Raw genomic sequence first — 13,594 nt, 5'->3', positions numbered from 1 at the left:
GTTGTGCGATGTTGCCCGTACCCGGCTTTACCGGTTTTCAAAAACACTGCTAAAATCCCGCCGCCTGCACCGTGCAGGCAAAATAATTACGTCTTCGGGGCGGGGTGCGATTCCCCACCGGCGGTAAGAGCGGCAACGTTCGAGCCCGCGAGCGCCTGCCTGGCAGCAACGGGCAGGGTCAGCAGACCTGGTGAGATTCCAGGGCCGACGGTATAGTCCGGATGAAAGAAGATGTGCGCTGTCGCGCGTATTCCCTGCCAGCCTTGGCGGTAAGGGTAGCCGCGCCTATTCGCTTGCCCTGGAGCGTTTTTCGTTAACTTTTAGCGAGGAGCGTTTCCTATGTTGTCCCCTGAATTTATCCTTCAAAGTACCGACCTCGAAGCCCGCATGCACGCGGCGCTGGACGCCATGCGCGCCGGTGTTCCCGTTATCCTGCTGGATGATTTCGACCGTGAGAACGAGGCCGACCTGATCGTCGCCACCGACCGCCTGACAGTTGAAACCATGGCCCTGATGATCCGCGAATGCAGCGGCATCGTGTGCCTGTGCCTCACCGCGGAAAAGGTGCGCGAACTCGAATTGCCGCCGATGGCCGCGGAAAATGGCAGCAAGTACGGCACGCCGTTCACGGTATCGATCGAAGCGCGGCATGGTGTCACAACCGGTGTATCGGCCGCAGACCGCGTCACGACGATCCGCGCCGCAGCCGCGCATGGCGCAAGTCCGGAAGACGTGGTGCGTCCCGGCCACGTCTTCCCGCTGCGCGCCACGCCTGGCGGCGTATTGATGCGAGCCGGCCACACGGAAGGCTCGGTCGACCTGGCAAGGATGGCAGGCCTGTCCCCGTCCGCCGTGCTGTGCGAGCTGATGAACCCCGACGGCACCATGATGCGCGGCGAAGCGATTGAACGATTTGCCCAGCTGCACAGCATGCCGATCCTGACGATTGCCGAGCTGATCGAATGGCGCAAGCGTGGCTAAAATTCGGTGCCAGGTCTGTCATTCGGACACGCTGCCTGCACCTTTGATCTAAATCAAAACACCCGCTCCGACGCAATCGGCCAGCGGGTGTTTTCTTTTGAGGTGGAAAGTACTGATAAATGTCAAAGGTGTGTCGTGCGTGTCCAAATGACAGACCTGGCACCGACTTTTCGGCACGCATTGCGTGCGGGTTGGCGCGGTTTGCTAGTGACCTGGGTGCAGGGTAGCGATAAGCTCTCCCTATCGCTGACTATTTAGGAACCAAACATGAGCAAGTTGGAAGTTGATAAAACCAGGCCCGTCCTGGTCACCGGTGCCACCGGTTATGTCGCAGGCTGGATCGTGAAGCGGCTGCTGGAGGAGGGCGTTACCGTCCACGCGGCGGTGCGAAATCCCGATGACCGCAGCAAAATCCGGCACCTGGATGAACTGGCTGAGAAGCTGCCGGGCACCATTCGCTATTTCAAGGCTGACCTGCTCGATAATGGTTCGTTCGACGACGCCATGGCCGGCTGCGGCATCGTCTTCCACACCGCGTCGCCATTCACCCTGAATATCCGCGATCCGCAAAAAGAGCTGGTCGATCCGGCCCTGCTTGGAACCCGTAACGTCCTCGAAACGGCGAACCGCACCGATTCCGTAAAGCGCGTGGTGCTGACCAGCAGCTGCGCTGCCATCTACGGCGACAATGCCGATATCAATACGACCCCGGATGGCGTGTTTACCGAGGAGGTGTGGAACAGCAGCTCGTCCCTCGGTCATGCGCCGTATTCCTACTCAAAAGCAGTTGCCGAACGCGAGGCGTGGGAAATCGCCAGGCGCCAGTCGGCGTGGCAACTGGTGGTGCTCAATCCAAGCCTGGTGATCGGCCCTGGCGTGAACCCGCACGGCACTTCGGAGAGTTTCAACATCGTGCGCCAGATGGGGGATGGACGCATGAAATCCGGCGTCCCCGACCTGGGCCTTGGCGCGGTGGATGTGCGCGACCTGGCGGACGCACATTTGCGCGCCGCCTACCTGCCGCAGGCGAAGGGCCGCCATATCATCTCTGGCCATAACACTTCGCTGCTGGGCATCGCCAAAGCGCTCCTGCCCAATTTTGCTGCCTACCCTGTGCCGCGCCGTACACTGCCGAAGTGGCTGGTATGGCTGGTCGCGCCGATCGTGGATAGATCCACCACGCGCAAGTTTGTGTCGCGCAATGTGGGCTTTTCGTGGTTTGCGGACAGCAGCAAGAGTGCGCGCGAACTGGGCATGGTGTATCGTCCACTGGAGTCGTCGATCCGCGATATGTTCCAGCAGATGATCGACAATGGCCTGATTCCTAAACCTTAAAGCATGAGACATCCCTCGCATTTCGCCATCCAGCCCGGCTGGAAGCTTCTGCTTGCAGACATGGGCATCGATCCGGCGCGGGTATTGCGCCTTGCGGGCCTTCCTGCGGACTTGTTCGCACGCCAGGATGCTTCGATTTCGCCGGCGCAGTTCTTCCAGCTATGGCAGGTGATCGAGGATACGTCAGGTGACGATATGGTGCTGCCGCTCCGGATAGGGCAGGCAATCTCGGTGGAAGCGTTCGATCCGCCGATCTTCGCCAGCTTGTGCAGCCCTAACCTGAATATCGCCTTTCAGCGCTTGTCTGTCTTCAAGAAGCTGTTTGGACCACTGGCCTTGCTGGTCGAAATCACGGACAGCGGCACCTCGGCGACGCTGGAGTGCTATGCGGACGCGGGGCCGATCCCGCGCAGTATGGCGGCTGCGGAGACAGTCTTCCTGACCCAGTTGGTACGCCTTGCGACGCGCCATCGCGTGGTGCCGATCGCAGTGTCGATGCCGGAGCTGCCGGATCGTACCGAGGATTACAGGGAGTATTTCGGTGTCATGCCGGGAGCCGGCAATGGGGTCACCGTCACGTTCTCCAGGGAGGATGCGGCGCGCCATTTCCTCACCGCGAACGAGGCGATGTGGACGTTCTTCGAAGCCGGCTTGCGCGAGCGCCTGGGTAACTTGAATGCATCGGCGACGATGAGCGAACGGGTCAAGGCCGTGCTGCTGGAAGGGCTGCCGGCCGGCCAGTACACGGTGGACGATGTGGCGAAGAATCTCGCCCTGAGCAAGCGCAGTCTGCAGCGGCAGCTGAGCGAGGAGTCGGCTACATTCAAGGGCATCCTGAACGCGACGCGCAGGCAGCTTGCCGTGCACTATCTGCGGAAGCCGGGCATTGCACAGGGGGAGATCGCGTTCCTGCTCGGCTTCCAGGATGTCAATTCATTCATCCGTGCCTTCAAGGATTGGCAGGGTGTGACGCCCGGTGCATTTCGGCTGGAACCTTCGCTGGACTATGCAGCCATGTAATGAGTACTGTCGCTGCGATGGCGCCGAGCATTTGGGCGGCGACGTAACCGGTTACGTCTTCCAGCCGAATACCTGCCACCGTACTGGTCGCGGTCCGCGCCAGAGTGAGCGCGGGATTGGCGAACGCGCCCGATGCGGTGAACCAGTACGCTGAGACGATGTAGGCGGCGACGGCAAACGGCGTGATCGCCGGCCGGCTGCGCGCGCAGCCGCTGATGACGAGAATCAGGCCGAAGGTGGCGACGAACTCGCTCCACCACTGCGCCGCACCGGTCCTGGCGTGGACAGCTGCGGCGAAGACCGGCTCGCCAAACATTGCGTGGGCGGCCGCGACGCCGGCGAAGGCGCCGCAGACCTGTGCCGCTGCATAGGGCAGCGTATCGCTCCACCTCATGCCGCCTTGCCAGGCTTCGGACAACGTAACAGCGGGGTTGAAATGGGCGCCGGAAACGGTGCTGAACGCAAGGATCAGCGCCAACAGGCCGCTGGCGCTTGCGACCGAATTGGCGAAGAGGGCGATGGCGGCGTTGCCGCCGGCCAGCCGGTCGGCCGCGGTGGCGGACCCCACCACCACGGCCAGCAGCAGCGCCGTGCCCAGTGCCTCGGCGGCAAGGCGTCTTGCGAGCGTCATGCCTATGCCTGCGCGCGAACAGCGTCCACCGCGTCGAGGATTGCTTCACCGGTCGCAGGAGCCCGCAGCGGCGGGTTGATGCGATAGTTGCCGACCGAGGCGACGGCGTCGCGAATGGCCAGGAACACGGAGAACGGCAGCAGCAGCGGCGGTTCGCCGACCGCTTTGGAGCGGTGGATGCTGTCGAACGGGTTGCGGTTCCTGAACAGGCGCACATTGAAGTCTTCAGGGCAGTCGGACACGCCGGGAATCTTGTAAGTCGACGGCGCATGCGTCATCAGCTTGCCCTGCTGGTTCCACCATAGCTCTTCGGTCGTCAGCCAGCCCATGCCCTGCATGAAGGCGCCTTCCACCTGGCCGACGTCGATGGCGGGGTTGAGGGAATTGCCGGCGTCGTACAGGCAGTCTGCCTTCAGCAGCTTCCATTCGCCGGTCAGCGTGTCGACGATTACTTCCGATACCGAGGCGCCGTAGGCGTAATAGCCGAACGGATTGCCGCTCATGGTTTCGCGGTCCCAGCTCAGGCCCGGCGTGGCGTAGAAACCGTCGGACCATAACTGCACGCGCGCCAGGTAGGCTTTTTGCACCAGGTCGGCGAACGGAATGACGGTTTCGCCGGCGAATACGGTGCCGTTGGCCAGGATGACTTCTTCGGCTGTCACGCCAAATGATTTCGCGGCGAATTCCACCAGGCGCCTGCGCAGCGTGTGGGCGGCGTCCTGCGCTGCCTTGCCGTTCAAATCGGCGCCGGTGGAGGCGGCGGTGGCGGAGGTGTTGGCGACCTTGCTGGTGTCGGTGGCGGAGGCGCGCACGCTGGACAGCGGAATGCCCAGTTCATGCGCCACCACCAGGCACACCTTGGTATTGATGCCCTGGCCCATTTCAGTGCCGCCGTGGTTCACCAGTACCGAGCCGTCGACGTAGATGTGCACCAGCGCGCCGGCCTGGTTGAAGTGGGTGACGTTGAAGGCGATGCCGAATTTCACCGGCGTCAGGGCCAGGCCTTTCTTCAGTACCGGGTTGCTCGCGTTGAATTTGTGTACAGCCTCACGGCGGGAGCGGTATTTGGTGTCGCTTTCCAGCTGCGCCACCAGCTCGTGGATCACGTTGTCGACCACCTTCTGGCCGTATTGCGTGACGTTGCGGCCTTCTTCGTCGTTGCGGCCGTAGAAGTTCAGCTTGCGGACGTCCAGTGCGTCCTTGCCGAGGTTGCGGGCGATCTCGTCGATGATGTACTCGATCGCGATGGCGCCTTGCGGGCCGCCGAAGCCGCGGAACGCGGTGTTGGACTGGGTGTTGGTCTTGCCGGCCATGGCGCGGATATCCACATCCGACAGGTAGTAGGTGTTGTCGAAGTGGCAGATGGCGCGCGTTGCCACCGGCGCGGACAGGTCGGCAGAGAAGCCGGCGCGGGTCACCATCTGCACTTTGGCAGCGGTGATCAGGCCCTGGTGGTCGTAGCCGATCTCGTACTCGTAATAGAAGCAGTGGCGCTTGCCGGTGACCATCATGTCGTCGTCGCGGTCGGCGCGCAGCTTCACGGGGCGCTTCAGGCGCGCGGCGCTGACGGCGGCGCAGGCGGCCCACAGCGCGGACTGCGATTCCTTGCCGCCGAAGCCGCCACCCATGCGCCGGCATTCCACCACCACGGCGTGCGAAGGGTAGTTCAGGGCGTGCGATACCACGTGCTGCATTTCGGTCGGGTGCTGGGTGGAGCAATAGACATGCATGCCCTTGCCTTCCTTCGGGACGGCGTACGAGATCTGGCCTTCCAGGTAGAACTGCTCCTGGCCGCCTACGTGCAGCTTGCCTTCCAGGATGTTCGGGGAGCGCTCGAAAGCCGCTTGCGCGTCGCCGCGCGTCAGGCGCATTGGGGGAACCACGAACGATTCGGCATCGCGCGCCGCTTCCGGCGTCAGGATGGCTGGCAGCTCTTCATACTGGATGTCGGCCTTGCGCGCGGCGCGGCGCGCGTTGTCGTGCGTGTCTGCGACCACGATGAAGACTGGCTGGCCGACGTACTCCACTTTCTGTTCGGCGAGGATAGGGTCGTCGTGGATGATCGGGCCGCAGTCATTGGTGCCGGGGATGTCCTTGCAGGTGTACACGGCCACCACGCCCGGCATGGCCTTCACCGGCTCCAGGTTGAGCGACACGATGCGGGCATGCGCTTTCGTGGACAGGCCCAGTGCGGCGTGCAGCGTACCTTGCGCTTCGGGGATGTCGTCAGTGTAGACGGCTTCACCCAGGACGTGCAGGATAGCCGATTCATGCGGGTGGCTCTGGCCCACTTCAGACCAGCCTTTGGCGGCGCCGAGCGTCATGAACTGTTCGGACTTGCTGTTCATGCAGCGGCTCCTTCCTTGAATGCGTAAGCGTTGACGTAAGTGCCAGGTATTGCGTCTTCGGGACGAGTCTCCATCCAGAAGCGGCGCAGCAGGTTCTGCGCAGTGCGCATGCGGTAATTGGCGGAGGCGCGCATATCGGTCAGCGGGGTGTAATCTTTTGCCAGCGCTTCCATGCCGGCACGCAGCGTGGCCTCGTTCCATGGCTGGCCGTTGATGGCAGCTTCGGCCAGCGGTGCGCGGCGCGAGGTCGCGGCCATGCCGCCGTAAGCGATGTGGGCGTTGCGGACAACGCCGCTATCGACTTCGAGCGAGAAGGCGGCACAGACTGCAGAAATATCCTGGTCGTAGCGCTTGGCCAGTTTGTAGGTGCGGAATTGCTGGCCGGCTTTCGGCGCCGGGATGCGCACGGCTTCCACGAATTCGCCCGGTTGCCAATCCTTCTTCATGTAATCGAGGTAGAAGTCCTGCAGCAACAGGACGCGCTGGCCTTTGTCGGAGCGCAGTACGATTTCGGCGCCGAGCACAATCATCCATGGTGCGGAGTCGCCGATCGGCGAGCCGTTGGCGACGCTGCCGCCCAAGGTGCCGGTGCTGCGGATCGGCTGCGAGGCGAAGCGCTGCCACAGTTCGTGCAGCGAATCGTTCGGATACAGTTCCAGCACGGCTTGGTAGGCATCGTCCAGCGATACGGCGGCGCCGATTTCCAGCTTGCCGTCGACGGTAGCGATGCGGTGCAGTTCATGCAACTGGCGGGTGTAGATCACGTCGCCCAGGTTGCGCATCTGCTTGGTGACCCACAGGCCGACGTCGGTCGAGCCGGCGAGGATGGTGGCGGCCGGCTTGGCGGCCCGCAGGGCTGCCATCTCGGCCAGGGTGCGCGGTGCGTGGAAAGTCTGGCCGTCGTGGGTGTAGCTGAACATGGTGTCTCGTTGCAGTCCTTGCAGGACTGCCTTCAATGCTGCGCGGTCGAAGCCGACCGCCGGCAGCTCGCCCATGCGGGCGGCTGCATCAATAATCGGGCGGTAACCGGTACAGCGGCACAGGTTGCCGGATAATGTCTCATCGATCGTTTTGCGGCATGGCGGCGCGCTCTGCCCCTCCTGCTTCAGGTACAGGCTCCACAGCGACATGGCGAAGCCGGGGGTGCAGAAACCGCATTGGGAACCATGGCATTCCACCAGGGCTTCCTGCACCGGATGCAGGCTGCCGTCCGGCTGTTTCAGGTCTTCCACCGTGAACACTGCCTTGCCGTCCAGCGTCGGCAGGAACTGGATGCACGAATTCACGTTGCGCATTTCCAGTTCGCCGTCCACCAGCGAGCCGATCACCACGGTGCAGGCGCCGCAGTCGCCTTCGGCGCAGCCCTCCTTGGTGCCGGTGCAGTGCAGGTCTTCCCGCAGGTGTTGCAGCACCGTGCGGGTCGGGGCGGCGGAATCGACTTCCTGCACGCGCCCCTGGTAGAAGAAACGAATCGGTTGGGACATCTTTGCTACTCCTTGCTTCATCCTGCGATGTAGATTGTTTTGAACAGGAACACGCCAGCGACACACCAGATCATGGCGCTGACTTCTTTGTACTTACCGGTGAGCAGTTTCAGGGCGGCGTAGCTGATGAACCCCAGCGCCAGGCCGTTGGCGATCGAGTAGGTGAATGGCATGACCAGCGCGGTGACGACGGCAGGCACGCTTTCCGTGGTCTCGGCCCAGTTGATCTCCGACATTTCGCGCAGCATCAGGCAGGCGACGAAGAACAGGGCAGGTGCGGTGGCGTAAGCCGGTACCACGCCGGCCAGCGGCGCGATGAACAGGGCGGCAAGGAACAGCAGTGCCACGATGACGGCGGTCAGGCCGGTGCGGCCGCCTGCCTGCACACCGGCAGCGCTTTCGATGAAGGCGGTGGTGCTCGAGGTGCCCATCACGGCGCCGGCGATGATGGCGCCGGAGTCGGCCAGCAGGGCCTTGTTCATATTGGCCGGCAGTTTGCCGTCTTTCATCAGGCCGGCACGCTGGGCTACGCCCATCAGGGTGCCGGTGGCGTCGAACAGTTCAACCAGGAAGAACACCAGCACCACGTTGAACAGGCCGTGCGAGATGGCGCCCATGATGTCCAGTTCGAAAGCGGTCGGGGAAATCGAAGGCGGCGCCGACACGATGCCGTGGAAGGCGTTACCACCAAAGAAGAAGCTCAGCACGGTCACGGCCATGATGCCGATCAGCAGGGCGCCGGTGACCTTCAGGCGGTCCAGCGCGACGATGACCAGGAAACCGACGATGGCCAGCACGGGAGCTGGCTTATGCAGGTCGCCCATGGTGACGAAGGTGGCAGGGCTGGAGACCACGATGCCCGCGTTCTTCAGCGAGATCAGCGCCAGGAACAGGCCGACACCGGCCGGAATCGCGATACGCAGCGAGGCCGGAATCGCATTCATGATTTTTTCACGGATGCGCAGCAGGCTGACGATCATGAAGCAGCAGCCGGAGATGAATACCGCGCCCAGGGCGGCTTGCCATGGGAACCCCATGCCTGCCACCACGCCGTAGGCGAAATAGGCGTTCAGGCCCATGCCCGGCGCCAGGCCGATAGGGAAGTTGGCATACAGGCCCATGATCAGGGTGCCGACGGCCGCCGCCACGCACGTGGCCACAAAGACCGAGTCTTTCGGCATGCCGGCGTCGCCGAGGATGGATGGGTTGACGAAAATGATGTACGCCATCGTCAGGAAGGTGGTAATACCGGCCAGCACCTCGGTGCGCACGTCGGTGCCATGCGCACTGAGCTTGAAATATTGTTCCAGGAATTGCATTTTGGTGTCTCCGTTTAGTTTTTAGCGCCCGAAATTCCGCCTCTCCGGGCGGACAAATATGGCGTCCTCGTTCTCTTTGTTTTAACAATATCGTTGATGGCCTCCCATTCGGCTTATATGCCGTGGCATATCATCTATCTCGGTTTAGCTATAGTTGCGCAGGAAGCTGAGCAGGATGCGGGCCGACAGGTCGGCGTCGTCGTCCGTCATGGTCTCCAGCGGGTTGTGGCTGATGCCGCCGTTGCCGCAGCGGGTGAACAGCATGGCGACGTCTGTGAGGCGCGCCATCAGCATGGCGTCGTGTCCGGCACCGGAGGCGAGTTGGAAGGCTGGGATGCCATTCCGCTCCACCGCGGCAGCCAGCTGCTGCATCAGGCGCGGCGCGCAAGGGGCGCAGTCGGCGGCGACTGTTTGTTCGACCTGCACTGAGATGTGGCGCTTTTCGCACACTTTTTCGATGTGGGCGAGGATGTCGGCCACTGCGGCATCGCGCGCGGCATTGTTGGCCGCGCGGATATCGAGCGACAGGGTGCAGGCGCCTGGAATGACATTGGTCGAGCCGTTTGGCACCTGCAACTGGCCCACCGTGCCGACCAGGGCGGAATCCTGGTCCTGGGCGCAGCGCTGTTCCACGTACAGGATGATTTCGGCAGCGGCCGTGGCGGCGTCCTTGCGCATTGGCATAGGCGTAGTGCCGGCGTGGCTGGCAACGCCTTTCAGCTCCACCAGGTAACGCTTGCTGCCGGCGATGGAGGTCACCACGCCGACCGGCAGGCCGCGCTCGAGCAATACCGGGCCTTGTTCGATATGGACTTCGACGAAGCCGAGCAGGTCAGCCGGATCGCGGGCGATATCGGCAATCGCATTGACGTCATGGTCGGCGTCGGTCAGTACGTCGCGCAGCAGCTGGCCATCGCGGTCGCGCAAGTCCAGCAGCTTGGGATCGAACTGGCCGATCACGGCGCTGCTGCCGAGGAAGGTGCTCTTGAAGCGGACGCCTTCTTCTTCCGCGAAGCCGATTACCTCGAGGTGGAAGGGCAGGGTCTCGCCGGTTTCATACAGGTGCTTGACCACCGCGATGGCGGTCAGGATGCCCTGGCGGCCGTCGTACTTGCCGCCGTTGCGCACCGTGTCGTAGTGCGAGCCGGTGAGCAGCGTGCGTGCCTGCGGATCGGTGGACAGGTAGCGGCCCACCACGTTGCCCACCGCGTCGATATGGACGTGCATGCCGGCTTCGCGCATCCACTTCGCCAACTGGTTAGCGGTGCGGCGGTGGGTCGGCGTCATGTAGGTGCAGGTCAGGCCTTGTTCGTCCTCGCTGATGGCGCCGATTTCCTCGGCCCATTCAATGATGTCGCGGCCCATGTGAGGCACGTAGGAAAGCAGCGCGTTCAGGCGCATCTCGGCGATGCGGTGGATCTGGCGCAGTGCCTCGCGCAGTTCGTCGTCGGCCTGGTTGCGCAGGCGGCGGCGGAAGGCGGCAATGATGGCCTGCCGCGACAGGCCTTTGCCGTCGCCGCCCTTGACCGCCAGGATGAAGGGGAAGCCGAATTTGCCGTTATAGGCACTGTTGAGTTCCTGCAGCGCTGCGAATTCTTCCTTGCTGCACAAGTTCAGGCCGGCCTTGGCCTGTTCGCCGGTGGACTCCGGCGTCAGTTCGCCAGCAACGGCGGCTTTACCGGCCAGTTCCGGGTGGGCGCGGATCAGGCCCAGTTGTTCCTCTTTGCCGGCTTCCGCTACGACCTTCTGCAGGCCCAGTTTCAGCTCGTCGATGGTACGGAAAGGGCGCTGTGCGGCGGCGCGCTGGGGAATCCACGGGGAATGCTCGTACAGGCCATGCAGGATCTCGGTAAAAGTCCCTGCGTCGCAGGTGTTCAGTCGCTTCAGGCTCGTCATCGTGCTTCGGGGCGCCGACTGGCGACGGCCCGCTCCAAGTAAGGTGTTCTGGGGGAATGGCGAATTGATAATAGGGGCCCGGCAGGCGCGAGATATAACGCTGGGCCGATAGCGGCTATCCGGTGCTGTTCTATTTCACCAGCAGGCGGGCGGCGGCGCTGACCTGGGCGCGCAGCCATTTATGTTCGGTGGCGTGGTGGGCGCGCTCGTGCCATAGCTGGTAAAAGCTCAGCGGCGGGAAGTCCAGCGGTACTTTGTAGGACTTCAGGCCCAGCAGGTTTTCGTAGAAATTGGCGAATTGTTTGCCACTCGTCAAAACTAAATCGGTCTGCTGCACGATGTAGGGCAACATGCGGAAGTGTGCCGATTCCACCACAATATTGCGCTCCATATCGCGCTCTTCGAGGAAGGAATCGATGTTGCCGTGGTAGCCAGGCAGGATCTGGGCCGGCGCGACATGGGGCAGGGTGAGGTATTCCTCCGGCGTCATGCCGTCTTTCGGCGTGCGGCGGGCATAGGCGCTGTTGGCGCGCATCAGGCACACGATCGGGTCGTCGAACAGCTTGGAAATGTGCAGATGCTGCGGCGGTTCGTCCCAGTTGCCGACCACCAGGTCCAGGTCACCGTCCGACAGCAGGCGCACGTAATCGATGTCCGGGCCCAGCGAGTGGATTACCAGGCGGCTGCGCGGGGATTCGCGGCGCAGGCGGGCAATCACCTCGGTGAAGAACTGGGTGTTCATATAGTCGGGCGCGGCGAGATGGAAAGTGCGCGCCTCGTCCTGCGGGACGAACGCAGTCTTGGGACTGAACAGGCTTTCGGTTTCATCCAGGATGCGCTTGGCGGTCTTCAACAGACTCTCACCGTGTTGCGTCGGCACCATGCCGCGGCCGCCGCGTACCAGCAGCGGGTCGCCGGTCAGGTCGCGCAGCTTGCGCAGTGAGCCGGAAATGGAGGGCTGCGGCTGGTTCAGTTTAAGCGCCACGCGCGATACGTTCTTCTCCACCAGCAGCAGGTACAGAATACGGATCAGGTGGATGTCTAAGTGTTCTGGCAATCTGGACATCATGGTCTCCGAATATTATTTATTTAGATTTATGGATGAGAGGTTCGCACCTTCCGGCCCGCGAAACTATATCTCTGGGACTATGCGAGTTATATAGGAATTGGAAGGTCTCCCGCGCCCGCAACCGATATCGTTCCATCCATGCAGGTCGTAGCGGCGGCGGTATGACGACCGTTTGGTTCATCTGAAGTGCCCGCCAGAGGCAGGTGAACGGACTTAATGGATAAAAATCATGGAGACTTTATTCGGCCCTTACGGGGTGGAATGGCTTAACTTGCTCGTGCGATGGCTGCACCTGATCACCGGTATCGCGTGGATCGGCGCCTCGTTTTACTTCGTCTGGCTGGACAATTCGATCCGCCCGCCCAAGCCTGGCAGCCCGCTTGCCAGGAAGGGCGTGATGGGCGAATTGTGGGCGGTGCACGGCGGAGGCTTCTATAACCCGCAAAAATACCTGGTTGCGCCCGATGAGCTGCCGGAAGACCTGCACTGGTTCAAGTGGGAAGCCTATGCCACCTGGCTGAGTGGATTTGCCATGCTGTTCATCGTCTACTACTTCAACGCTTCGGCGATGATGATCGATAAGAACGTGGCCGACCTGAGCTCCCTGCAAGCGGTGGCCGTCGGCCTGGGCACGCTCGCCGGCGGCTGGCTGGTGTACGACACGCTGTGCAAGACCGCACTGGCCGAGAAGCCTGCGGTACTTGGATCCGTAATGTTCGCGCTCATCGTTGGCGCTGCCTATGTGCTGACGCATACCCTGAGCGGCCGCGCAGCTTACATCCATGTGGGCGCCATGATCGGCACCATGATGGTCGGTAACGTGCTGTTCGTGATCATTCCTGGCCAGCGTAAGCTGGTGGACGCCATGGCCAAGGGCCAGTCGCCTGACCCGATCTACGGCAAGCGTGCCAAGGTGCGCTCGGTGCACAACAACTACTTCACGCTGCCGGTGTTGCTGATCATGATCAGCAACCATTACGCGATGACCTACAGCCACGCCTACAGCTGGCTGGTGCTGGCGGCCATCATGGCTGCGGGCGTGCTGATTCGTCATTTCTTCAACCTGCGCCATGCGGGCAAGGTGTCGCCTGCGTTCCCGATTGCCGGCGTGATCCTGCTGGCTGGCGTGGCGCTGGCAATCGCCCCTGCGCCGCGCAAGGCCGTGGCAGCACCGGCGGCTGCAGCCGCAGCGCTGGACGGCGATGGTCATGCCGCGCAGGCCGTCGTTGCAGTTGCCGTTGCCCCGGCCGGCCAGGCCAGCCTGTCCAGCGTCCAGCAAGTCGTAACGCAGCGCTGCGCGTCGTGTCACTCCGCGACCCCGACCCAGGCGGGTTTCGCATCAGCCCCGGGCGGCGTGATGCTCGATACCGAGGCCCAGGTTAAGCAGCACGCCGCCAAGATCTACCAGCGCGCGGTGCAGAACAAGGATATGCCGCTGGCGAACATGACCCACATGACCGATGACGAGCGTCAGCTTATCGGTACCTGGTTTGAGACCAGCGCGAACTGAA

General features: G+C 62.6%; 10 protein-coding genes and 1 riboswitch. Of the genes, 4 read left to right on the top strand and 6 right to left on the bottom strand.

Going from position 1 to position 13,594, the window contains the following annotated elements:
* Nucleotides 1–86: 86 nt before the first annotated feature.
* A riboswitch (FMN riboswitch) is annotated at nt 87–237 on the top strand.
* Between the two features lie 102 nt (nt 238–339).
* The 3 genes from ribB (at nt 340) to ASE26_RS22590 (ending at nt 3,336) form a co-directional block, all read left to right on the top strand.
* Nucleotides 340–981 (top strand): 3,4-dihydroxy-2-butanone-4-phosphate synthase, encoded by a 642-nt coding sequence (gene ribB / locus ASE26_RS22600; protein ID WP_055924544.1) that lies wholly within the window; start codon nt 340–342, stop codon nt 979–981.
* 267 nt (nt 982–1,248) lie between these two features.
* Nucleotides 1,249–2,316, top strand: coding sequence for an NAD-dependent epimerase/dehydratase family protein (locus ASE26_RS22595; RefSeq protein ID WP_057246987.1), 1,068 nt, complete (start codon nt 1,249–1,251; stop codon nt 2,314–2,316).
* A 3-nt stretch (nt 2,317–2,319) separates the two neighbouring features.
* On the top strand, nt 2,320–3,336 hold the full coding sequence (locus tag ASE26_RS22590) for an AraC family transcriptional regulator (RefSeq protein ID WP_057246986.1): 1,017 nt from the start codon (nt 2,320–2,322) through the stop codon (nt 3,334–3,336).
* On the opposite strand, the gene ASE26_RS22585 is transcribed toward ASE26_RS22590, so the two are convergent.
* The 6 genes from ASE26_RS22585 to ASE26_RS22560 form a co-directional block, all read right to left on the bottom strand.
* Entirely contained in the window at nt 3,266–3,967 is a 702-nt protein-coding gene (locus ASE26_RS22585; protein WP_057246985.1) for an aquaporin, read from the bottom strand. The two genes, ASE26_RS22590 and ASE26_RS22585, sit on opposite strands and share 71 nt — an antisense overlap.
* Nucleotides 3,968–3,969: 2 nt before the next feature.
* Nucleotides 3,970–6,315 carry a xanthine dehydrogenase molybdopterin binding subunit gene (xdhB, locus tag ASE26_RS22580; RefSeq protein ID WP_055924533.1) on the bottom strand — a complete coding sequence of 782 codons (2,346 nt, stop codon included), beginning with the start codon at nt 6,313–6,315 and terminating at the stop codon, nt 3,970–3,972.
* Nucleotides 6,312–7,799 carry a xanthine dehydrogenase small subunit gene (gene xdhA, locus ASE26_RS22575; RefSeq protein WP_055924529.1) on the bottom strand — a complete coding sequence of 496 codons (1,488 nt, stop codon included), beginning with the start codon at nt 7,797–7,799 and terminating at the stop codon, nt 6,312–6,314. The genes xdhB and xdhA overlap by 4 nt, the downstream gene beginning before the upstream one ends.
* A gap of 17 nt (nt 7,800–7,816) precedes the next feature.
* Entirely contained in the window at nt 7,817–9,118 is a 1,302-nt protein-coding gene (locus ASE26_RS22570) for an NCS2 family permease (RefSeq protein ID WP_055924526.1), read from the bottom strand.
* Nucleotides 9,119–9,262: 144 nt separating this feature from the next.
* Complete coding sequence (locus ASE26_RS22565; RefSeq protein WP_057246984.1) at nt 9,263–11,014, bottom strand: allantoate amidohydrolase; 1,752 nt, start codon at nt 11,012–11,014, stop codon at nt 9,263–9,265.
* 130 nt (nt 11,015–11,144) lie between these two features.
* Complete coding sequence (locus ASE26_RS22560; RefSeq protein ID WP_055924519.1) at nt 11,145–12,080, bottom strand: LysR family transcriptional regulator; 936 nt, start codon at nt 12,078–12,080, stop codon at nt 11,145–11,147.
* A gap of 232 nt (nt 12,081–12,312) precedes the next feature.
* On the opposite strand from ASE26_RS22560, the gene ASE26_RS22555 reads away from it, so the two are divergent.
* Entirely contained in the window at nt 12,313–13,593 is a 1,281-nt protein-coding gene (locus tag ASE26_RS22555) for a urate hydroxylase PuuD (protein ID WP_055924515.1), read from the top strand.
* Nucleotide 13,594 lies beyond the last annotated feature (1 nt).

Source organism: Duganella sp. Root198D2 (genome assembly GCF_001428585.1).
In the GTDB taxonomy this organism is placed as follows: Bacteria; Pseudomonadota; Gammaproteobacteria; order Burkholderiales; family Burkholderiaceae_D; genus Rugamonas.
Note: the sequence above shows the minus strand (reverse complement) of the source record. Positions and strands in the feature narration are given on the sequence as shown.